The sequence below is a fragment of the Oscillibacter sp. genome (assembly GCF_032060045.1).
Lineage (GTDB): Bacteria > Bacillota > Clostridia > Oscillospirales > Oscillospiraceae > Oscillibacter.
The window spans coordinates 39,703-60,326 of the sequence record NZ_DAMBZJ010000015.1; the positions used below are offsets into that span (position 1 = coordinate 39,703).

At 55.9% G+C, this 20,624-nt stretch carries 18 protein-coding genes; 10 read left to right on the top strand and 8 right to left on the bottom strand.

Features of this window, described 5'->3' with window-relative positions; genetic code table 11:
- Nucleotides 1–32: 32 nt before the first annotated feature.
- The 7 genes from RT018_RS07855 to RT018_RS07885 form a co-directional block, all read right to left on the bottom strand.
- Nucleotides 33–1,070: a BMP family protein gene (locus tag RT018_RS07855; RefSeq protein WP_312940800.1), complete on the bottom strand. Its 1,038-nt coding sequence runs from the start codon at nt 1,068–1,070 to the stop codon at nt 33–35.
- A 72-nt stretch (nt 1,071–1,142) separates the two neighbouring features.
- A complete protein-coding gene (locus RT018_RS07860; protein ID WP_312940801.1) occupies nt 1,143–2,063 on the bottom strand; it encodes an ABC transporter permease in 921 nt (306 codons plus the stop codon).
- 1 nt (nt 2,064) lies between these two features.
- On the bottom strand, nt 2,065–3,126 hold the full coding sequence (locus tag RT018_RS07865; protein ID WP_312940802.1) for an ABC transporter permease: 1,062 nt from the start codon (nt 3,124–3,126) through the stop codon (nt 2,065–2,067).
- Between the two features lie 16 nt (nt 3,127–3,142).
- The gene (locus RT018_RS07870; RefSeq protein WP_312940803.1) at nt 3,143–4,651 is read right to left on the bottom strand and encodes an ABC transporter ATP-binding protein; all 1,509 of its coding nucleotides are present in this window, start codon (nt 4,649–4,651) and stop codon (nt 3,143–3,145) included.
- Between the two features lie 191 nt (nt 4,652–4,842).
- Nucleotides 4,843–5,742, bottom strand: a complete 900-nt coding sequence (locus tag RT018_RS07875) for a 4Fe-4S binding protein (protein WP_312940804.1) — start codon at nt 5,740–5,742, stop codon at nt 4,843–4,845.
- Complete coding sequence (locus RT018_RS07880) at nt 5,742–5,918, bottom strand: CD1871A family CXXC motif-containing protein (RefSeq protein WP_312940805.1); 177 nt, start codon at nt 5,916–5,918, stop codon at nt 5,742–5,744. The genes RT018_RS07875 and RT018_RS07880 overlap by 1 nt, the downstream gene beginning before the upstream one ends.
- Nucleotides 5,915–6,808 carry a rhodanese-like domain-containing protein gene (locus tag RT018_RS07885; RefSeq protein WP_312940807.1) on the bottom strand — a complete coding sequence of 298 codons (894 nt, stop codon included), beginning with the start codon at nt 6,806–6,808 and terminating at the stop codon, nt 5,915–5,917. The genes RT018_RS07880 and RT018_RS07885 overlap by 4 nt, the downstream gene beginning before the upstream one ends.
- A gap of 367 nt (nt 6,809–7,175) precedes the next feature.
- On the opposite strand from RT018_RS07885, the gene RT018_RS07890 reads away from it, so the two are divergent.
- Nucleotides 7,176–8,420 (top strand): peptidoglycan-binding protein, encoded by a 1,245-nt coding sequence (locus tag RT018_RS07890; RefSeq protein WP_312940809.1) that lies wholly within the window; start codon nt 7,176–7,178, stop codon nt 8,418–8,420.
- A 172-nt stretch (nt 8,421–8,592) separates the two neighbouring features.
- Here RT018_RS07890 and RT018_RS07895 read toward each other — a convergent pair whose 3' ends face one another.
- Complete coding sequence (locus tag RT018_RS07895; protein ID WP_312940811.1) at nt 8,593–9,171, bottom strand: hypothetical protein; 579 nt, start codon at nt 9,169–9,171, stop codon at nt 8,593–8,595.
- Between the two features lie 353 nt (nt 9,172–9,524).
- Here RT018_RS07895 and RT018_RS07900 point away from each other — a divergent pair, with 353 nt between their 5' ends.
- The 9 genes from RT018_RS07900 to RT018_RS07940 all read left to right on the top strand — a co-directional run bounded on the left by RT018_RS07900 (nt 9,525) and on the right by RT018_RS07940 (nt 20,534).
- On the top strand, nt 9,525–10,877 hold the full coding sequence (locus tag RT018_RS07900) for an MBL fold metallo-hydrolase (protein ID WP_312940812.1): 1,353 nt from the start codon (nt 9,525–9,527) through the stop codon (nt 10,875–10,877).
- A 34-nt stretch (nt 10,878–10,911) separates the two neighbouring features.
- Nucleotides 10,912–11,034: a rubredoxin gene (locus RT018_RS07905; RefSeq protein ID WP_312940813.1), complete on the top strand. Its 123-nt coding sequence runs from the start codon at nt 10,912–10,914 to the stop codon at nt 11,032–11,034.
- 228 nt (nt 11,035–11,262) lie between these two features.
- Nucleotides 11,263–11,559, top strand: coding sequence for an S-layer homology domain-containing protein (locus RT018_RS07910; protein WP_312940814.1), 297 nt, complete (start codon nt 11,263–11,265; stop codon nt 11,557–11,559).
- Between the two features lie 563 nt (nt 11,560–12,122).
- A complete protein-coding gene (locus RT018_RS07915; protein WP_312940815.1) occupies nt 12,123–13,313 on the top strand; it encodes a M20 family metallopeptidase in 1,191 nt (396 codons plus the stop codon).
- A gap of 116 nt (nt 13,314–13,429) precedes the next feature.
- Nucleotides 13,430–14,644, top strand: coding sequence for a hypothetical protein (locus RT018_RS07920; protein WP_312940817.1), 1,215 nt, complete (start codon nt 13,430–13,432; stop codon nt 14,642–14,644).
- 20 nt (nt 14,645–14,664) lie between these two features.
- Complete coding sequence (locus tag RT018_RS07925) at nt 14,665–15,831, top strand: amidohydrolase (RefSeq protein WP_312940818.1); 1,167 nt, start codon at nt 14,665–14,667, stop codon at nt 15,829–15,831.
- A 220-nt stretch (nt 15,832–16,051) separates the two neighbouring features.
- The gene (locus RT018_RS07930) at nt 16,052–17,512 is read left to right on the top strand and encodes a sodium:solute symporter family protein (protein WP_312940821.1); all 1,461 of its coding nucleotides are present in this window, start codon (nt 16,052–16,054) and stop codon (nt 17,510–17,512) included.
- Nucleotides 17,509–19,188 (top strand): ATP-binding protein, encoded by a 1,680-nt coding sequence (locus RT018_RS07935; RefSeq protein ID WP_312940823.1) that lies wholly within the window; start codon nt 17,509–17,511, stop codon nt 19,186–19,188. The genes RT018_RS07930 and RT018_RS07935 overlap by 4 nt, the downstream gene beginning before the upstream one ends.
- Nucleotides 19,185–20,534, top strand: a complete 1,350-nt coding sequence (locus RT018_RS07940; protein ID WP_312940825.1) for a sigma-54 dependent transcriptional regulator — start codon at nt 19,185–19,187, stop codon at nt 20,532–20,534. The genes RT018_RS07935 and RT018_RS07940 overlap by 4 nt, the downstream gene beginning before the upstream one ends.
- Nucleotides 20,535–20,624 lie beyond the last annotated feature (90 nt).

A 20,624-nucleotide genomic window follows, 5' to 3' on the forward strand; every position in this document is an offset into this window, starting at 1 on the left:
CCCCGCCTGAGTGACTTTTTGCGATTGGAAGCTTAGCCGGGGAAGGTGCCCGCGGCCATCTGATTGATATACTCCATGTAGGAGGTCTGCACGTCAGCGGAAACCAGAGAATCGTTGAAGGTGCCGATAGCCAGGCAGTTGTTGTCATAGGAGCCGTAGATGGTCTTGTTGCCGAAGCTGCCGGCCTCCACGTCCTGCATAGCTAGCTTCAGCATACCGGCGTTGTCGGTGACAACGGAGCCGATCAGGCAGGGATTCTGGCTCTGTGCCACCAGATCGGCGGGCTGGCCAATGTCGAAAATAGCAATCTCGCCGCTGCCGTTGGCCGCGTCGATGGCCTGACGGGCGCCGGAGTCCACGGCGGAAGCGTCGCCGAAGAAGACGTCGGCCTTCTGGGAGATCATGCCGTTGGCAAGCTCCATGCCCTTGGCCACGTCGTTGAAGGAGCCGGCATAGGCGGAGAGAACGGTGATGTCGGGATTGATGGCCTTGGCGGCCTTCTCAAATCCGGCCAGCTTCGCCTTGGTGGTGTCGATTTCCATGCCGCCGATGAAGCCCAAAACGTTGGTCTTGCTCATCAGGCCCGCCAGCGCACCGGCCATATAGCCGATCTGGTTGGCGTCGGGCAGAATGCTGGTGATGTTGTCGGTGGGCAGGGTGGTGGCGCCGTTGAGCACCGCGAAGGCAATGTCGGGATAGTCCTTGGCAACCTGAACGGTGGCGTCAGAATACTGGTTGCCAGGCAGGAAGATCATGTCATACCCCATGTCGCAAAAGCCCGTCATGGAGTTGGCATAGTCGGACTGGGCCACGCTGTCGGCATAGTTGGTTTCCCAGCCGAGATCGGCTGCTGCAGCCTCCATGGCGTTGTAGCAGGCGGCGCCCCATCCACCGTCGGAGATGTTGGAGTCACAAATCATGGCCACCTTATAGACCTTGTCGCTGCCGCCGGAAGCGGCGGCGCTGCCCGCGGAGCCGCTTGTGGACGCAGGGGGAGTGGAGCCGCCGCCACAGGCCGCAAGAGACACGGTCATGGCAAGCGCAAGAGCCAGTGCAAAGAATTTCTTCATTTTCATTTTCCTCCGTAATTCAGTTTTGGGGTTGGTTACTCTATCAAAAGGCAGGCGCCTGATGAATAAAACTCAGCGCTCCTCGCGCATATACGGCTTTCCTTTAGACGCAGGTCCGGCCTTTTTGATGCCGAACACCGTCAGCGCCGCCAGCGTAAAGAGATAGGGAATCATCTGGAAGAGCTGATAGGGTGTGGAGGTATTGAAAATTTGCAGACGGAGCTGAAGCGCATCGCAGAAGCCGAAGAGAAGGCAGGCCATCAGTACGCCGCCCGCGCTCCACCGACCAAAGATCACCGCGGACAGGGCGATAAAGCCGCGCCCGGCCACCACGCCGTCGGAGTAGGTGTTGACATAGCAGGTGGTGAGATACGCACCGCCGATGCCCGCCAGGGCTCCGCAGATGATGCAAGCCACGTATTTCTGACCGACGACGTTGATGCCCAGGGTTTCCGCCGCCTTGGGATACTCGCCCACGGCCTTATAGTTCAGGCCCGCCTTCGTGCGGTTGAAGAAGATAGCGGTGAAAATGACCATCAGATAAGCGAAGTAGACCATGGGGGTCTGGTCAAAGAGAAGCTTTCCCAAAAAGGGAATCTCCTTTAAACCGGGGATTGCCACGGTTGGCATCAGGGTTGCCTGCGCCAGTGTGGAGCTGACGCCGAAGTAAATCCGGTAGATAAAGGACGCCACCGCAGGGGCGAAAATGTTGATGGCCATGCCATAGACAATCTGAGGTGCACACAGGGAGATGGTGCAGTAAGCGTAAATCATGTTGATCAGCACGCCGCCGCAGGCCCCCGCCACAATCCCAAGGAAGGGGCTGCCCGAAATGAAGGAAACCAGAAAGCCCGTCAGTGCGCCGAAGGACATGATGCCGTCCAGACCAATGTTGACGAGGCCCGCCCGCTCGGAGTAAAGCTCGGCAAGGGCCACCATCAGAATGGGGGTTGCCATGCGGACGGTGGAGAGAATCAGTTCACCCATATCCATATTACTTCACCTCTCCCTTCTTTTCCAGGTGGTTTGAAAGCCACTGGCGGATATGCGGCAGCTTGACCAGTGCGGTGCCGGCCACGGCAAAGACAATTACCAGAGCCTGAATAATGCCGATGACGGAGGTGGGAACGCCGGTTCCGGCCTGCATGGTATTGGCGCCGGTGCGGAGCACCGCAAAGAAATAGGCCACCACCACCGTGGCCACCGGGTTGAGCTGGGCGATGAGCGCCATGGCCACGCCGTCAAACCCGTATCCCACGGCATAGCCGCTGATCAGGCGGTATTGAGTGCCCAGCAGCTCCACGCTGCCGCCAAGGCCCGCCAGCGCGCCGGAAACGATGAAGCTGTACAAAATGTATTTCTTGACACTGAAGCCGTTAAACTCTGCGGCGGTCATGTTCAGACCCACCGCCCGAAGCTGAAAGCCTTTGGAGGTGCTGAACAGGAAATACTGCACCACTGCGGCCACCGCCAGCGCGATGACAATGCCCCAAGTGACCCGCAGATCGGGAAAAATGCGCTGGAGCTGGGTGGCGTCCGGTACGGCGGCGGTTTGGGGAACGTTGCCCTCCCGCAGAACGCTGGTGTACAAAAGGCCCATGAACAAAGCTGCCACATAGTTGAGCATGATAGAGACAATCATCTCGTTCAGGCCCCGGGTGATTTTCAAAATGCCTGGAATTGCGCCCCACAGGCCGCCAGCCACCGCGCCGAAGAGCAGGCAGAGCAGCGTGGCTCCCGGTCCCTCAATGCCCCAGGTGGTGGCCACCCAACAGGTGGCGATGGAGCCCATGATAAACTGTCCCTCGCCGCCCAGATTAAACACGCCGCAGCGATAGGCGAAGCAGGCGCAAAGGCCGGTAAAGATCAGGGGCGTTGCCTTCACCAGCGTGGAGGCAATGTTGTTGGCCTTGCCGAAGGCACCTTGAAAAAGGTATCCCACGGCGCTGATGGGGTTGCTCCCTAGAGAGGCGATAATAATGGCGCCAATGACAAACGCCAGCAAAACGGAAGCCAGCGGCACCAGAATGCTCACCAGATTTTTTCTGATTCTCATAACAATCCCGCCCCCCTTATTTGCCGGCCATGGCCAGGCCGATTTCCTCAATTGGAGGATTCTTACCGGAGTAAACGCCCATAATCTGTCCTTCGAACATGACGATGATACGGTCAGAAACCTCCAGTACCTCGTCAAAGTCCGCGGAAATCAGCAGCACACCGCAGCCGCGGGTACGGGCATCGATCATAGAGTCATGCACATAGCGGGTGGCGCCGATGTCAAGGCCCCGGGTGGGATGCACGGCCACCAGCAGGTCGGGATCGCCCTCCAGCTCTCGAGCCAGAATGACCTTCTGTTGGTTTCCGCCGGAGAGATTGCGGCACTCCTGATCCACGGATTCGCAGCGGATGTCGTATTTCTCTTGCATGCCCAGTGCATAGTCGTGAATGGCCTTTTTCTTCAGGTGCAATCCGTGCCCGTCGGAAAAGCGGGACTCCTCCGTGTTTTTCAAAACCAGATTGTCCTGCACGGACATATTGCCAATCAGGCCCATTTTGTTGCGGTCCTCTGGAATATGGGACACGTTTTCCAGAATAAAACCGTTGGGGGTGAAGCGGGCGACGGTGGAGCCCTTCAGGTCCACAACGCCCTCCGCCGGCGTGAGTACGCCCGTGACAATCTGGGCGAGCTGACTCTGGCCGTTTCCATCCACGCCCGCAATGCCCACAATCTCGCCCCGGCCCACGGTCAGGGACACGTCGTTCAGCCCGTTGTGCTTGGAGGATTTATGAAAGCTCACATGGGTCAGCTCCATTACGGGCTCACCCGGTTTTTCAATCTTTTCGTAACGGGAGGGGGCAAGGTCACGGCCGATCATCAGGTTTGCAAGCTGGCAGCTATCCGTTCCGCGGCAATCCAGCGTGCATACCGTCTGCCCCGCCCGCAGCACCGTGACCCGGTCGGAAATCTTCATCACCTCGCGCATTTTATGGCTGATAAAAATGACGCTTTTGTTCTCGCTTTTCAGTTTTTCGATGATGGCAAACAGACCCTCCGTCTCAATGTCGGTCAGGGCGGCGGTGGGCTCGTCCAGCACCAAAAGCTCCGCGCCCCGGTACAGCGCCTTGAGGATTTCTACGCGCTGCTGCGCGCCCACTGCAATCTCCGTGATGGGCTTGTCCAGCTCCACATCCAGCCCGTAGCGCTCCGCCAGCTCCAGAATTTCCTTGCGTCGGGCATCCTTATCAATGAACAGGCCCTTTGTCCGCCGGTCGCCCAGAATGATGTTTTCCAAAACCGTCATTGCCTCCACCAGCATAAAGTGCTGGTGGACCATGCCGATGCCTTTTTTCACCGCCTCGGCCGGAGAGGCGATTTTCACAGCCTCTCCATTCAGGTAAATTTTCCCGGCGGTGGGCTGATAGAGGCCAAAGAGCACATTCATCAGGGTGCTCTTTCCGGCGCCGTTCTCACCCAAAAGCGTGTGCACCTCGCCGCGCCGCACGTCCAAATTGATGTCTCGGTTGGCATAGACGCTGCCGAACTGCTTGGTGATGTGTTCCATGCGCAGAAGTTCTTCCATTGGCATCTCCCCCAATCATAAAAAGAGGGACGAAAGCGCAGATAAATTCCACTGGCTTTTCGTCCCCGTTGACACACCTGAATTATTTTTATACTAGCTTAAAAATAGTAAAGTGTCAAGGCGAAATTCCATCCCATCCGAGGGGAATTTTTGGATTTCTCAAGGCTTAGATGGCTTACCGAATGCTCCACTCAATTGTGGTCGGTGGTTGGCTTTGGCGGCGGTGGTGCCGGACTGTTTTTGGCAGTGGATTCCCCGCGCCTGAAAAAGCCGGACCAGATGGCACCTGTGGGGCAAACCGCCTTGCACGCGCCGCAGCGGATGCACTCTGCCGAGTTGATATTTCCGGTCACGTCCACGCCCATTTTACAGGCCTTTTCGCATCGTCCACAATGAATGCAGGCGCTTTCGTTTACGCCCATCTGATAGACGCTGAAGCGGTTCAGCAGTCCGTAAATCGCCCCCAGAGGGCAGAGATATTTACAAAACGGGCGATACACCAGCACCGACCCCACAATTACCAGCACCAAGAGTCCCAGCTTCCATGAGAACAGAAACCCGGCGGCGGCCCGCAGCACCTCGTTGGTCGCCAGCAGGGGAAGCCCCCCCTCCAGCGTTCCGGCGGGGCATACGTATTTGCAGAAAAACGGGTCGCCAATCCCGAAGGCGTCCTTCACCAGCGCGGGAAGGAGCAACACGGCGGCAAGCATCACGTATTTCCCCCAGCGCAGTGTTCTGTCCAGCCGTCGGGGGGGACTGGGCTTGGGAGAAGGAAGTTTGTGCAGCAGGTCCTGCACAAAGCCAAAGGGACATAGAAAGCCGCAGATCAGCCGTCCAAACAATACGCCGAATAGCAGCACCGTCCCGGTCACGTAATAGGAAACGCTCCGCGTCCGCCCACCGATCACCGCCTGCAACGAGCCGATGGGGCAAGCTCCGGCGGCACCGGGACAGGAATAGCAGTTCAGTCCCGGGACGCACAGGCGCTTGGAGGGGCCCTGATGAATGCGCCCGGTGATGAAATTTCCCAGATACGGGTTATGCGCAAAGGCCGCCAGCGCCTGAATCAAATGCCGCATTCCCTGTTTCATCAGCCAATCCCGATGCACTCAAGGCAGATGTTCACGGCCTTTTGCAAAACCTCTGCCGGCTCACCAACAGAAACGCCCACGGCAATCAGACACACGGAGACGGCAAAAATTGCAGCCGTGACAAAGCGCTTTCCTGTCACCCGGCGGCGGGGAGACGGGGCATCCTTCGCCGTCATCCCGCCGTCTCCAGCAGAGAGTCAATTATTTTCGACCACTCCTCGCCGCTGCGGGCGCCCACATAGGACTGGCCCACCAGTTCGCCCTTGTCGTTGACAAAAATCGTCTCGGGTACAGAGCTGACGCCAGACAGCTTTGCGGCAATTAAATCCGCCGAGGGCAGCAGATGGAGATAGTTTGCCCCGGTCTGCTCCACTAAATCCCGGGCGGTCTGCACCATGTCCGGAGAAAAAGCCCCGCTGGTCTGGGGAACGTCCACCACGATGCCCACAATTTGAACGCCCCGGTCTGCATAGTCTGCGGACAACTGGCCCAAATCCGGCATTTCCCGCAGGCAGGGGCCACAGAAGGTGGCCCAGATGTTGATTAAGGTGAGCTTGTAATTCGCAAAAATGCGCTGGTCTACTGGAACGCCGTTTAAATCCCATGCGGCGAAGGAGGACAGGGTGCCCGCCGTCTCGACGGGCAGATAGTCTCCGCTCTCTGTCTCATAAGGCCAGTCGATGATTCCACCGAAATCACTGAGATTTGTATAGCCCATGTCTGAAAGCTTCGTTGCGGCCTGTGCGCTGCGGTTTCCGCTGCGGCAGTAAATCAGAATCTCCGCGTCCAGCACCGGAAGTTGGGCCGGCGGTTCTGCACCGATATCCTCGTTGGGGAGCAGGATAGACCCGGGAATGTGGCCCTGCGCATATTCTCCGGCGGTGCGCACGTCCACCACCACCGGCGTCCCGTTGGTCATGCGCTCATGGGCCTCCTCGGCGGTAATTTTAACCGGCTCCGAAAACACATCCTCGGAACCGGTTCCCGAAGCTGAGGGCTTACTTGAAGAGCAGGCGCTCAAAAGTAATAAAAAAGACAGGCCAAGCAATGTTGTTATTTTTTTCACAGTCGTTCCTCCTTTACGGCGGCAGCGGCAATGCATTATGCAGTCCGATGCGGGGTTGTGAGAGATGTAGTACCCTTCATAAATATCATATTAGGGACTAAAATGCAAGAATATTTTCGGAATGATTACTATTTATTAGGCTTATGTCTACTCTTTGTTTGGGTTATATGTCCTTTTAAAACGAGGCAAAATCAGCTTCTGCACGCCCAGAGTGCTAAGGTCTGCTAGGGCGGCATAGGATGGTATTGTCGTCCGGAAAGCGTCTTTGCGTCCGCCTGTCGCCGGGAAAGTCCGGGCGGCAGGCGGACGCAGGGAGGCGCACCGTTAGCAGTCAAATCCACATTCCGCAGGGAGGAGCGCTTGAAGTATGAATGGTGAAATCAACACCGCCCCGGTGCAAAACACCCAAGGCGGACTAGGACAATTGCAAATCAACGCGTTTTTGGAGGATCGGCGCGTGCCCGCAGAGGACGTGTCCATCCAGGTGATTGACCCCGATTCCGGAAATGTTTTGGAGGAGGTACAGACCAACGCGCAGGGAAAAGCTCCGGAGCTGACCTTTCCAACGCCTCCGCTGGAATTTTCCATGGAGGCCGGGCAGCCCAGGCCCTTCAACCAGTACAATGTGCTTGTCTCCCTCCCGGGCTATGGGCAGACGGTCATCGAAAACGTGCAAATGTTTCCCGAGGTCACGGCGGTGCAGAACGTGGCCCTGCGGCCAACGTTTTCGGGTCTTTTGATTCCCTATCCCACGCTTTGGGGAAATTTCCCGCCCAAAATTCCGGAGGACGCGGTGAAAGAGCTGCCCTTTGCTGAAAATCTGGTAGTTTTGCCGGAGCCGGTGGTGCCGGAGCTGATTGTGGTGCATCAGGGCCGCCCGGAAAATACCGATGCGGCCAACGTCACGGTGCCTTTTACAGATTACGTCAAAAACGTGGCCAGCAGCGAAATTTATTCCACCTGGCCCGTGGAGACGATCAAGGCAAACGTTCTGGCCATCATCTCCTTTACCCTCAATCGGGTCTACACGGAGTGGTATCGGAACAAGGGCTTTGACTTTACAGTTACCAACTCAACCGCCTATGATCAGGCGTTTACCTATGGGCGCACCATCTTCCGAGAAATTTCGGAGGTGGTGGATGAGATATTTACCACCTATGTCACGAAGCCAGACATTGCTCAACCCTTGTTTACTCAGTACTGTGACGGGGCGCGGAGGAATTGCCCGGGCTGGCTGAGCCAGTGGGGGTCCAAGGGCCTGGGCGATCAAGGCTATCCAGCCCTTCAAATCCTGAAGAGCTTTTACGGGTATGACATCTTTTTGGAGCAGGCACAAAAGGTGGAGGGGATTCCAATCTCCTTCCCCGGCTATGTGCTGGAGGAGGGAGCTACCGGCGCGCCGGTGCAAGCCATCCAGAACCAACTCAACGCCATTTCCAACAACTATCCCCTGATTCCCAAGGTGGCGGAGGACGGCGTGTACGGAGAGAGTACGGCCAATGCCGTGCGGGTGTTTCAGGAGACGTTTGACCTGCCGGTGACAGGGCGGGTCAACTTCCCCACATGGTACCGCATCGCGGGCATTTATACCGCGGTTGCCAATCTGGCGTAGGTTCCATTAATGAACCGCGCCGGATGGAATCCGATGCAAGGCGGAAGGTGCACCGCCCAGCGCAAAATGCTGGTGAAATAAATAAAACCGGGTCCCTGTGCCATAGGCACAGGGACCCGGTTGCGTAAAAGCCGTCAAAGGCCCGCCAAAGAGATGAAAAAGGGGTGCGCTTTTAGAAATTCTCCTGAAGTACGTAGACGCTGATCACCGTGTTAGATGCGGAATCCGTGTCATAAACCACGGAAAGGAAATGGTCTTCATAGGCAAAATGCGCGTCTCCGTCCTTGTCGCTGAGGGGCTGGCCGAAGACCTCCGTAAAGTCGGACAGGCTGTCACCCAGATGAAGTCCGTTCAGGTCAATACGGTCGGTCATCACAAGAACCTGCGCCACCTTCGTATAGGTGTCAGTGTCAAACCAGACGCGGATGCCTGCCTTTTCAAAGCCCAGACCACCCTCGTCCACGGTTTCGGGCGTTTCGTCTCCCATGGCGGCGATCAGCTCTTCCTGCGTCAGGCCCAGAAGCCCCGTCAGGTCCGAAAGGCCCATGGACTCTGTTTTCTCAGCCTGAGAGGACCCGGCGGAAGAAGTTCCCGCCTGGGTGGACCCGGAAGAGGACGCCTGCCCCGCGCTGCCGGAAGAGCCTGCGGGCGGCTGCCCCGTGCATGCGGTCAGTGCCATGAGAGACATCGCCGCCAATAGTGCCAGCATCCGCTTTTTCAAAGAAGTCAGCGGTTTCGTTTTTCCTGTCATACAAATACCTCCAAAAGTAATCCCTGCCGTTTTGGCCGGGCTTGTAATAGCTTGACGTAAACGACCTTCAATAAGTTTCGGCTTTTGAAAAAAATATTCTTGCGCGTGTCGCAAAAACGGTGTATTTGACGCTTGACAAAGCCACGGGACGCGGTATATGTTGATTCCAGATTCTGTTCCGCCCGGTTTTTCGGGCGTTTCAGCGGCGCGGCCAATGAACGGCTGAATCCGGGGGCGGCAGTCTAAAAATTGTCGCAAAGCGGGTTGGTTTTTACAGAAATACTATGTTATAATATTGGCAAAGTAGGAATGTGATTGTTTTTGGCTGCGTTTAGAAAGGTAAGGTGTTGACTATGCACTGTATTCGGAAGGTAACGGAGGATTTGCTCTGGATTGGCGCCAGTAATCGTCAGGCCCCCCACTTTGAGGCGACCCATCCCACGCCCCGGGGCATGTCCTACAACTCCTATCTGCTGCTGGATGAAAAAACCGTTCTGTTTGACACGGTGGACCGAGCGGTTCAGACCCAGTTTTTTGAAAATTTGGAGTATGCGTTGGGAGAGCGGACACTGGACTATGTCTTTGTCCACCATATGGAACCGGACCACGCCGCCACGTTGGGCGATCTGATGCTGCGGCATCCGGAGGCCACGATTGTGTGCAACGGGAAGTCTGTCAACATGATTCATCAGTTCCACTGCACGGACCCCAAGCGAGTGATTCTTGTAAACGAAGGGGATTCCCTTCCCACCGGGCGGCACAATTTCACCTTTTATAACGCGCCCATGGTCCACTGGCCGGAGGTCATCGCCAGCTATGACTCCACCGACCATATCCTGTTTACCGCCGACGCCTTCGGAAGCTTCGGCGCGCTGAACGGAATCCTGTTTGCCGATGAGGTGGACTTTGACCGGGACTGGCTGGACGAGTTCCGGCGGTACTATACCAACATTGTGGGGAAATACGGACCGCAGGTGCTTTCGCTGCTGAAGAAGGTTTCCGGGCTGGAGCTGGGGATGATCTGCCCGCTCCATGGTCCGGTGTGGCGGAAGAATCTGGACTATCCCGTGAGCAAATATGCCAAGTGGGCCGCCTATGAGCCGGAGGTGCAGGGCGTGCTTATTGCCTTTGCCTCGGTTTACGGAGGGACCGAAGTCGCCGCCAATATTCTTGCCTGCCGTTTGGCAGAGCGAGGCATTGCCGTGGATATGTACGACGTGTCCGTGACGCATTATTCCTACGTATTGTCCGAGCTGTTTAAATACAGCCATATTGTGTTTGCTTCCACCACCTATAATAACGGCATTTTCGTCTCTATGGAAAATTTGCTCCATGATGTGGCCCACCACAACCTGCAAAACCGAAAGGTGGCCCTGATTGAAAATGGCTCCTGGGCGCCCGCCAGCGGAAAGCTGATGACCCAGATTCTGGGCGGGATGAAGAATATGGAGCTTGTGACCGCTCCCGTCACGTTGAAATCCGCGCTTGCCATTGGGCAGGACGCAGAGCTGGAGGCCTTGGCTGAAGCCTTGGCCGCCGATTTGCGGGGGGAGGCGCCGGCTGCTTCCGGCGATCAAAATGAGGACAAGCCCAAAGGCTTTGTGTGTAAAGTGTGCGGCTTTATTTATCAGGGAGATACCCTGCCGGATGGATTTGAATGTCCGATTTGCCATCGCACTGCCGAGGTTTTTGAGCCTTTGCCCTAAAAACAGAAAAAATATATCGGAAAGGAGATTTTTTATGAAGTATGTGTGCGATTTGTGCGGCTATGTCTATGACGAGGCCGAGGAAGGCCCCATGCCCGATGATTATGTCTGCCCTCTGTGCGGCGCGGACAAGAGCCATTTCCATCCCGAGGACTGATTGATAAAAATCCGTGCGGGGCTGTCTTCTTTTATAAGGAGACGGCTCCGCACAGCGCATTCAGAAAAAAAGATAGGAAAGACATCCTCTCGTTTCTGGTCGGAATTTTTATTCCGTTTTTTATAGATCTTGATTAGTTAAACTAATCAAGGAACGCGACAGATAATTTGCCTTCGACATTGGTGCTCTGGCGGGCTGTGCCGCTGAAGCGATTACTTTAAGAGAGTTTTGTGGGCGCCGGAGAAAGGAATCACCGGCGGCACCAGCACTACGACATTTAACTCCAATGGCGTTGCCACCCGGGCGCAAATCGTCACCTTCCAGTATCGCGCGACAGGTTCCCCATCTGTGACAGCCGCCAATTCGTTTGAAGATGTGCCCTCCGGCGCGTACTATGCAAACGTAATTGAGTGGGTTGTTGAAAAAGCGGTTACCAAGGGAACCACAGTTACCACGTTCAGCCCGAATACCAATTGCACCAGAAGTCAGATTGTAACCTTCCTGTATTGGCAGTTTGGCGTATAACAGAACCCACTGAAATAGGACCGTAGAGAATCGGCGCAGCGCCGATTCTCTACGGTTTTTTGTGCCTGCCTGGTTGCAGGGACCTGACGCAGGTGCGCCGTCCATGCAAAAAACCTTTTGACAATATGTATAAAATATGAAAAGAAATGGTTATTTTTTCGTACGACCTGCAATTTAAAAGTTCAAACTTTTTAATGGAAAATGCTGGTCCGTATATTATAATATCAAAAATTCTTAGGCCAATTAAGGAATTGGCGAGGAATATACGCAGATAAAATTTTCCGCACATAGACGGCGTCTGGTTAAAAAGACTGCAAAATAAAAAATGGCCTTATAAATTTTGTATATTTTTTCAAAACCCGTTATTGACTGTTGAAAAGCTTTGCAGGATAATACTATTTAAATAGCTAAATCACTGCTTTGCATGACAAAACCCTCGCTTGAGAGAATGAGAGGACAACGTATTCGGGCGACCCCATACAGAAGAGGGACTTTTGTGGTTGTTTTGCAAAAGCCCCTTAAATTTATAGGATTTTATCAAAAGAGCAAGGAGTATGATGCACATGAGCGCAATTCAAACCGGGACGGAAGCCTGTATTGACGAAATGATTGCCGTCCGAAGAGATATTCATCGTCATCCCGAAATTGGCCGGTCGGAGGTGCGCACCGCTGCGCTTATTCGAGAAAAGCTGGCGGAGTACGGAGTGGACAGGATTGAACAGCCTGCTCCAACGGCTGTGGTTGCCCTGATTCACGGTAGCGCCGGACCTGGAAAGTGCGTTGCCTTGCGCGCCGACATTGACGCGCTTCCGGTGAACGAGGAATCCGGGCTGCCCTTCGCCAGCGAGATTCCGGGAATGATGCACGCCTGCGGACACGATATGCACGCATCCATGTTGCTGGGCGTAGCAAAGGTGTTGTGCGGGATGAGAGAGCGGTTTCGAGGAACGGTGAAGCTGATTTTCCAGCACAGTGAGGATACTCTCCCCGGAGGAGCCAAAGAGCTGGTGGAAAAGGGCGTTTTGGAGAACCCCCATGTGGATGCCATCTATGCGATTCACATGCTGCCGGATCAGGAGCGCGTGGGCAAGATCGGTATGCGGGCGGGCGCTGTCACCACGTCTGTGGACCTATATGATGTGACGGTGAGCGGCCGCGGCGGACATGGCTCGGAGCCGCAGAAAACAGACGACCCCATTCTGACGGCCTGCCAAATGATCGTAAACATGCAGCAAATTGTTGCCCGCAGAATTGATCCGTTGGAGACGGGGATTCTCTCCATCGGCAGCATTCACAGTGGCGACGCGCCCAATGTGATTCCCAGTGAGGTGAAGTTTGGCGGCGTGTCCCGGGCGTTTTCCGAGGAGGTGAGGGAAACGATCCGCAGCCAGATGTTTGCCATCGGCAAGGGGATGGAGTCCATCTCCGGCTGCAACGTGGATATTTATCATTATCAAGGCTATCCCGCAGCATACAACGATGCGGATCTGGTGGACTGCGCCAGACGGGCCGTGGCGGAGGAATTGGGAGACGACGCCATTGTGGAACTGGAGCGGCCTATGGGCTTTAGTGAGGATTTTGCCTATTTCTATCAGATGACGGGGACGCCGTCCGCCTATTTCATGCTCTTTGGCGGGCGGGGCGGGGAGCAATTGTATCCCCTTCACAGCCCCAAACTGGTCCTTCGGGAGGAAGCCATGCCATACGGCATCCGGGCCATGGCGGGCATCGCCGTTGAATATCTCAACCGCTGAGAGTGGCGTTCCCAATTGGAGAAAGGGACCGCCTGACATGCGTCGGCAAAGGACTTCCCAGCGGCAAGCCGCCGGGTTTTGAATAGAAATAAGCATGACAGGAGTAAGGAGAAAGTATGTACAATTTTGCACTTGCGTTCGTTATCTGCGCAGCCGCGTTCATTATCGGTGAAGTGGTTTCCACCTTGACCAAGGCATGGATCCCCTCGGTATTTGTCACGGCAGTGGTGATGCTGGTGGGGTACTGGACGGTGTTCCCCACCACCCTGGTCAGCGACAGTATGCTGATCCCCTTCGGCAGTACCATTGGCATTTACCTGCTGATTACCCACATGGGCACGGTAATCAGCCTCAAGCAACTGAAAGAACAGTGGAAGACCATTGTGGTATGTCTGGTGGGTCTTGCCGGTATGTGCGGACTTTCTCTGCTGGTGGCCCCTTTGATCATGGAGCGCCAGCTGGTCATTGCCGGTCTGCCTCCGCTGACCGGCGGCATTGTGGCCGCCACGCTGATGCGTGACGCTGCTATCGCGGCTGGGCTCCAGAAAGCCGCTGTGTTTGCCATCACCATGTACTGCATTCAGGGCTTTGCGGGGTATCCCATCACTGCCGTCTGTCTTCAGGCGGAGGGCAAGCGCCTTTTGAAAGAGTACCGCGGCGGCGATACGCTTATGACCGATTCCGACCGAGCTGCCGTAAAGGCAGCGGAGGCCGCCACCGCTGCGTCTGCCGCAAAAAGGAAGCTGATTCCCCCCATCCCTCAGAAATTTGATTCCGCGGTTGTGGTTCTGATCAAGCTGGCCATCGTGGGCTGGCTGGCCACGCAGCTTGGCAGCATCGTCTTCCCTCACATCGGTAAGATCAGCGGCGCGATCTGGGCGCTGGTTTTGGGTATCCTCTTCACCACCATCGGCTTTTTGGATGCAAACTCGCTGAATAAAGCCAATTCCTATGGAATTATAATGTTCGCGCTGATGATGTACGTGTTTGACGGACTGAAGGACTGCACGCCCGATATGCTGAAGGCCATCATTGTCCCTATGGTCGTCCTGATTGTGGTGGGCGTGATCGGTATGGCCATTACGTCATTTATCGTGTCTATGGTCTTGCGGATGTCCTTCCCAATGGCCTTTGCCAACGGTCTGACGGCGTTGTACGGCTTCCCCTGCGACGCCATCATCACCGAGTCCACCTGCACGGCGCTGGCCCAGACTCCGGAAGAAAAGGAGTATCTGATGAGCAAGATGTTCCCGTCTATGATTGTGGGCGGCTTCGTCACGGTTACCATTACATCGGTCTTTGTTGCAGGTGCATTTGCAAATATGTTTTAACAAAAAAGGAGTGCTGAAAGTTGAACCTCAAAGAAGCTGCCGCAAAATACGGCGATTATCTCATTGAGATGCGGCGCTATTTCCACGCGCATCCCGAAGTCAGCGGAAAAGAGTACGAAACCAGCAAACGGATCAAGGCGGAGCTGGATAAGTTTGGGATTGCCTGGCGCCCCTGCGGTCTGGAGACAGGAATCTTAGCCACTATTCAGGGTGAAAAACCCGGAAAAACCATCCTGCTTCGGGGCGACATGGATGCGCTGACCGTTCAGGAGGAAACCGGACTGCCTTATGCCAGCGAGGCTTCAGGCGTTATGCACGCCTGTGGACATGACTGCCATATCTCAACGTTGCTGACTGCGGCCCGTGTACTTAACGATGTGAAAGCGGATCTGTGCGGCACTGTCCGTCTGGCGTTTCAGCCGGCGGAGGAATCCGCGCAGGGCGCAAAATCCATGATTGAGAACGGTGCGCTGGACGGTGTGGACGGCTGCTTCGGCATCCATGTGTGGTCCAACGTGCCCGCCGGACAGGTGGCGCTGGCCCCGGGACCCCGGATGGCCGCCGCCGATCAGTTCAGCATTGATATCAAAGGCAAGGGCGGCCATGCCTCCGCCCCCCACCAGTGTGTGGATGCCGCCGTGGTCACCAGTGCGATTGTGACGAATTTGCAAAGCATTGTCAGCCGGGAAGTGAACCCCAGTGATCCCGCTGTTTTGACCGTGGGACGCATAGAAGCGGGAACCCGCTGGAATGTGGTTGCGGAGTATGGAAGGCTGGAAGGCACCACTCGCTATTTCTCCCGAGACCTGTATCAGAGCTTCCCGGAGATGATGGAGCGGATCGTGACCCAGACCGCGCAGACTTTCCGCGCGGAGGCGAAGCTGAATTACGACCACATTGTTCCCCCCGCCATCAACGACGACCGAATGACCGAGGTGGCCATCGCCGCCGCCCGCAAAGCGATTTCTGCCGACGCAGTGATTTCCGTTGACCCCGTCACCGGAGGCGAGGATTTCGCCTATTTCATGGAGAAGGTCCCCGGCGCCATCGCGCTGATTGGCGTTGGCAATGAGGCTTGCGGCGCTGTGTGGCCCCAGCACTCCGGAAAATATCTGGTGGATGAAAGTGCGCTGATTAACAGCGTTCTGCTCTACGCACAGGTCGCTGCAGATTTTAACGCGGGCTGACCCTGTGTTTCCCTCCGCCTCGTGGCTTTAGAAAAAGCAAAGGCCCTGATGCTCAAGCATCAGGGCCTTTGCTTTTGCGATTCCACCGCTTCTCACACGGTGCTTCAGCCCGCCGTCTGATTGCAAGATCCATAACAGAGCCGGGGGTTTTCAAACATCGCGGGGTATGATAAACTAACAAAAAAGAGAAGCTGCCGGGACGCAAGGGGGAAATCGCGCCATGAATAAAACGATGCTCTATCTTATCTATTTTGCGGCGTATTCTGCGATTTTGCTGGTAATTGGAAAAAGTAGCCTGCGAGACAGCGACAGCGTTGGAAAGTTTTTTATGTGCGACCGGCGGCTGCCTTTGTGGCGGTGCGTCTGCACCTTTGTGGGAACATGGGCTTCGGCGGCCAGCATCCTCAGTCTGACTGGCTCAGTGTATGAAAGCGGGTTGTCGACCCTGATGTTCTCGGTGGTGCCCTGGTTTTTAGGGGCGCTGCTGATGATACATATCAGCGGAAAGCTGTATGCCACGGGCGTCACCACGGTGCCGGAGCTGTTTCGCGTGCGATATGGGTCCAAGGGCCTTCAGGCGGTGTTTGGCGTTCTGCTGGCGGCGGTGTATGTGCTGTATCTTGTGATTCAGATCAAGGGCTTCGGTATTGTGGCCTCCACATTATTTGGTATTCCGTACAGCCTGTCCATTCTGCTGGTGTACCTGTTCATTTTATATACGTCCTTCGGCGGCTATCAGTCGGTGACCCGCAGCGACGTATTTAATCTGATTCTCATGATTGTGGGGTTGAGCGTTCTGCTGGGAATCGTCGTGGCCCGGGTGGGAAGTCTGGGGGAAATCTATTCCGGCGCGGCGGGCGTGACGGGGTACGCTCATGAGGGGATGGAATATGCCACCAAGCCCGGGGATCTTCTCAGGCCCTTCGGGCAGGGGGATTTTGCGCCCCTTATGAGCATCAGTATGTTTTTCGGATGGGGGCTGGGTCTGGCAGTAAATCCCCAGTATGCCGTGCGAATCTTGGCCTCGCGGAACGCCCGCTCTGCCCGGCGGATGATCTGGATTTCTCTGGCGCTGCTGGCGGGAATTTACTTCACATTAAGTAGCATCGGCCTTGGGATGCGGGTGCTGATTCCCACGGTCCATGCGACCTTATCCACCGATGAGATTTTTACCTATATTCTCAACAATGACCTGTACAGCGCGTGGAGTGGATTTTTGCTGTTTGCCATTATCGGCGCGTGCGTTTCCACCGCGAACTCTCAACTGTTGCTGATTGCATCCAGCTGTTCCTGCGATATTGTGGGGGCACTGTGGCCAAGACCGTTGAAGGAGAGCACTCTGGTGGGTCTGAGCCGGGGGGCGGTGATGGCGGGGGGAACGCTGTCGCTGCTGCTGGCTTTATCTCCACCGGCCTCTCTTTTGACATATGGCGGGGACGTATGGGGCGTGTTCAGCGTGACGCTGCTGGCCCCGGTGTTTGGAACACTCCTGTGGGAGGGAACAACCCGGACAGGCGTTTTTTCCGCGCTGGGGGCCGGACTTTTGGCGCTGGCGGTATTTTATCCGCTTTATTATAGAGGCTTGCTCCCCGTGCATCCCGCCCTGCCGGGAACGCTGATCTCCGTCGGCGCGCTGTGGCTGGGGTCCTTGCTGAGTCGAGTAAAGGAGGCAAAGGGATGAGGAGGAGATGGTCGCTGACCATTGAGAATAAGATTCTCATGGCGGTGGTGAGTATCTGCGTCCTCTCCGTGCTGTGCTTCGGGTTTTTGATGCTCCGAGAGGGATATACAAGTAAGATGACACAAGAGCGGGAAAAAGGAGAGGAACTGCTGGCTTATATCAGCTGGGACATCCGCCAGTTCGGAGACAATGTGGGACAGGACGTGATTCTCGCGGGCTGTGCCGCCCTTAAAAACGACGGACTTGTCATTCTGGGCAGCAAGGGCGTCCGTCTTCTGGGAACAGAACGGGGGGCCGCTTTGGTGGCCGAGAAAAGCATTTTGGCAGAGCAGCAGGACAACAGGTTTGGCTGGAGGCTTTGTTATACGCTGGACGAGGCAGAGTTTCAAAGTAGCCTGATGGAGGAGCAGAAATACGCCATTCTTGCCACCATCGCCTTGTTAATCATCACGATTCAGGTGGGTGTCTTTGTCTCGTACGGAATTTCGGAGCCGGTACGGCGGCTGGCAGCCGCCTGCGCCGCCATTGGAGAGCGGCCCGAGAAGGCATCGCCGGAGCTGATTCCCACGGATGTGGGCAGTGCGGAAACGCGGCAGTTGGCGGATGCGTTCCGCAGAATGCTGGAAGAGTTAAGGCGGTACAACGCCGCGCTGGCAGAGCAAAAAGCGTTGAACGAAAATATTGTGCAGAACCTGCCGCTAGGCGTGGTGGCCTATGGTGCGGATGGGCAGGTGCTGTGCGTCAATGACCGGGCCAACGCCATGCTGACAGATGAGGCGTTTTTAGCTGCCGGACAGACGCTGCGTCTGGTGTTGGAGCGCCGCCTTACGCAGGCCAGCGTTCCCCTGGAGGCCATCCGACTGGAGGATGGCGGGGGGGATGTACGGGTCTATCAGATAGGGGTCTGGCGGCTTGGGCGGGGGAGTGCTGAAACCCAGCCCGGGACGCTCTGCACCATTGACGACGTGACCTATGATAAGATCATGGAAGAAAAAGTGGGCGAGAGCGAAAAACTGGCCTATATCGGGAAGTTAGCGGCCATGCTGGCCCATGAAATCCGCAATCCTCTGGCGGGTATCCGCGCTTCGATTCAAGTGGTGGGCCGCGGACTGGAGCGGGAGCGGGACCGGACGCTATGCAGCAGCGTCATCAAAGAGGTGGACCGCATCAACGAGTTGATCGGGGATCTTTTGAATCTGTCCCGCAAGCGGGAAAGTCACAAGGCTGTGGTGGAACCGAAGCCGCTGCTAGGCGAGGTGGCCATGCTTTACTCCAAGCTGGCCGGGAACCATGGCGTTACCATAGAAACCGCGGCGGAGCCGGGCCTTGCAATTTATGCCGACGAAGCGGAGCTGAAACAAGTTCTGATAAATCTTGTGAGCAACGGACTGAAAGCCGTGGGGCAAGGGGGACGCATTCTCCTGCGGGCGCAGGGCAGTCCGGAGGAGGTCCTTTTATCGGTGACGGACGACGGGACGGGAATGGACCGTGAAAAGCTGCGCTCCGTGGAACAGGGCATCGCTTCGGGAGGGACCGGACGATACGGCCTTGCCATTGTAAGCCGCCTACTGCAGCAAAATGGCGGCGAAATGAAAATTTTCAGCAGTCCCGGCGGCGGGACATGCATTGAAATGCGGTTTCGCCGGACGGATACGGCAGAAAAGGAGACGCTATGAAAGAACGGGTACTGGTCATCGACGATGAAAGTCTCATCCGCATTTCTTTGGAGGCGGGTCTTTCGGACATGGGCTATGAGGTTGACACGGCGGGGACGATTGCCAAAGGCCTTGCCGCGGCGGAGCGCATGCGTCCAAACGTGATCTTGCTGGATAACTGCCTGGAAGGGGATGTGGGGACGGATTATATTGAGGCACTCCGCCATCTTGACGAGGAAGTACGCATCATCATGATTACTGCTTACGGGACGGTTTCTCAAGCGGTGGAAGCCATCCGCCGGGGGGCCTATGATTTTGTGCAAAAGCCCTTTGATCTGGATGAATTGAATCTCGTCATCCGCCGCAGTCTGGACGAACTAAAAAAAGACCGCAGCTTAAAGGCTGTAAAGGGCAAGCAGCGGGAGTTGATTGGGAACAGCCCCGCCACAGAGGAAATCCGGTCCCAGATTCGTCTTCTGGCAAAAAACGACAACGTGGATTTGCTGATTCGGGGCGAAACAGGCACAGGTAAGGAGGTAGTGGTGAATATGATTCACTATGCTTCCGTTCGGCAGGCAGGCCCTATGGTAAAAATCAATTGTAGCGCCATCCCGGAAAACCTTTTGGAGGCGGAGCTGTTCGGCTATGAAAGGGGTGCGTTCACCGGCGCGGTGAAGACCAAAAAGGGTCTGTTTGAGCTGGCGCACGGCGGCACGGTGTTTCTCGACGAGATTGGTGAGATGTCTCTTGCCATGCAGGCAAAGCTTCTGACATTTCTGGAGGACCGCTGTTTTAAGCGGGTGGGCGGCCTGACGGATATCCCGGTGGATGTGCGGGTGGTGGCTGCCACCAACCGCCGGCTGGAAGACGAGATTGCTAAAGGGTCTTTCCGGGAGGATTTGTTCTATCGGCTCAATGTCATGCAGATATTCATTCCGCCCCTGCGAGAACGGGTGGGGGACATTCCTGTCATCGCGGACTACTACCTGCACCACTTCAATCAGAAATTTTCAAAGGAGATTGAATCCATTGACCCGGCCTATCTGGGCGAGATGCGCCGCTATTATTGGAAGGGCAATGTGCGGGAATTGAGAAACGTTTTGGAACGTGAGGTGTTGTTTTGTGAGGGAAAGACCCTTCGGGGCGCGCCGTTGACCGCGTTTGCCGGAGGGGCGGCCTCCGCTGGGATAAGGGATCTTTCCTTGGGGCCTATTGACCTGGAGGCCGAAACGACGGCATTTCAACGGGCCTATATCCGCCAGGCGCTGGCGCTGAGTGGGGAGAACAGCACCGCAGCGGCGGAACTACTGGGCATCAGCCGGTTTACGCTGAAGCGGCGGATGGAGGATGAGACCGTGCGAAATTGAACGATTGGCCCGTGCAAAATCGCACATGCGCTTAGAAAACTGGTTTGTTTTTCTAAGCGCACGTGTTTTATTGGGAGAAAAAATAGAGAC

What these genes read in the sequence shown, in the direction of transcription:
- RT018_RS07860 (WP_312940801.1), bottom strand. Translation starts at nt 2,063, where the DNA reads ATGGATATGGGTGAACTGATTCTCTCCACCGTCCGCATGGCAACCCCC.
- RT018_RS07940 (WP_312940825.1), top strand. Translation starts at nt 19,185, where the DNA reads ATGAAAGAACGGGTACTGGTCATCGACGATGAAAGTCTCATCCGCATT.
- RT018_RS07895 (WP_312940811.1), bottom strand. Translation starts at nt 9,171, where the DNA reads ATGACAGGAAAAACGAAACCGCTGACTTCTTTGAAAAAGCGGATGCTG.
- RT018_RS07905 (WP_312940813.1), top strand. Translation starts at nt 10,912, where the DNA reads ATGAAGTATGTGTGCGATTTGTGCGGCTATGTCTATGACGAGGCCGAG.
- RT018_RS07855 (WP_312940800.1), bottom strand. Translation starts at nt 1,070, where the DNA reads ATGAAGAAATTCTTTGCACTGGCTCTTGCGCTTGCCATGACCGTGTCT.
- RT018_RS07880 (WP_312940805.1), bottom strand. Translation starts at nt 5,918, where the DNA reads ATGACGGCGAAGGATGCCCCGTCTCCCCGCCGCCGGGTGACAGGAAAG.
- RT018_RS07870 (WP_312940803.1), bottom strand. Translation starts at nt 4,651, where the DNA reads ATGGAAGAACTTCTGCGCATGGAACACATCACCAAGCAGTTCGGCAGC.
- RT018_RS07890 (WP_312940809.1), top strand. Translation starts at nt 7,176, where the DNA reads ATGAATGGTGAAATCAACACCGCCCCGGTGCAAAACACCCAAGGCGGA.
- RT018_RS07915 (WP_312940815.1), top strand. Translation starts at nt 12,123, where the DNA reads ATGAGCGCAATTCAAACCGGGACGGAAGCCTGTATTGACGAAATGATT.
- RT018_RS07900 (WP_312940812.1), top strand. Translation starts at nt 9,525, where the DNA reads ATGCACTGTATTCGGAAGGTAACGGAGGATTTGCTCTGGATTGGCGCC.
- RT018_RS07865 (WP_312940802.1), bottom strand. Translation starts at nt 3,126, where the DNA reads ATGAGAATCAGAAAAAATCTGGTGAGCATTCTGGTGCCGCTGGCTTCC.
- RT018_RS07930 (WP_312940821.1), top strand. Translation starts at nt 16,052, where the DNA reads ATGAATAAAACGATGCTCTATCTTATCTATTTTGCGGCGTATTCTGCG.
- RT018_RS07920 (WP_312940817.1), top strand. Translation starts at nt 13,430, where the DNA reads ATGTACAATTTTGCACTTGCGTTCGTTATCTGCGCAGCCGCGTTCATT.
- RT018_RS07875 (WP_312940804.1), bottom strand. Translation starts at nt 5,742, where the DNA reads ATGAAACAGGGAATGCGGCATTTGATTCAGGCGCTGGCGGCCTTTGCG.
- RT018_RS07935 (WP_312940823.1), top strand. Translation starts at nt 17,509, where the DNA reads ATGAGGAGGAGATGGTCGCTGACCATTGAGAATAAGATTCTCATGGCG.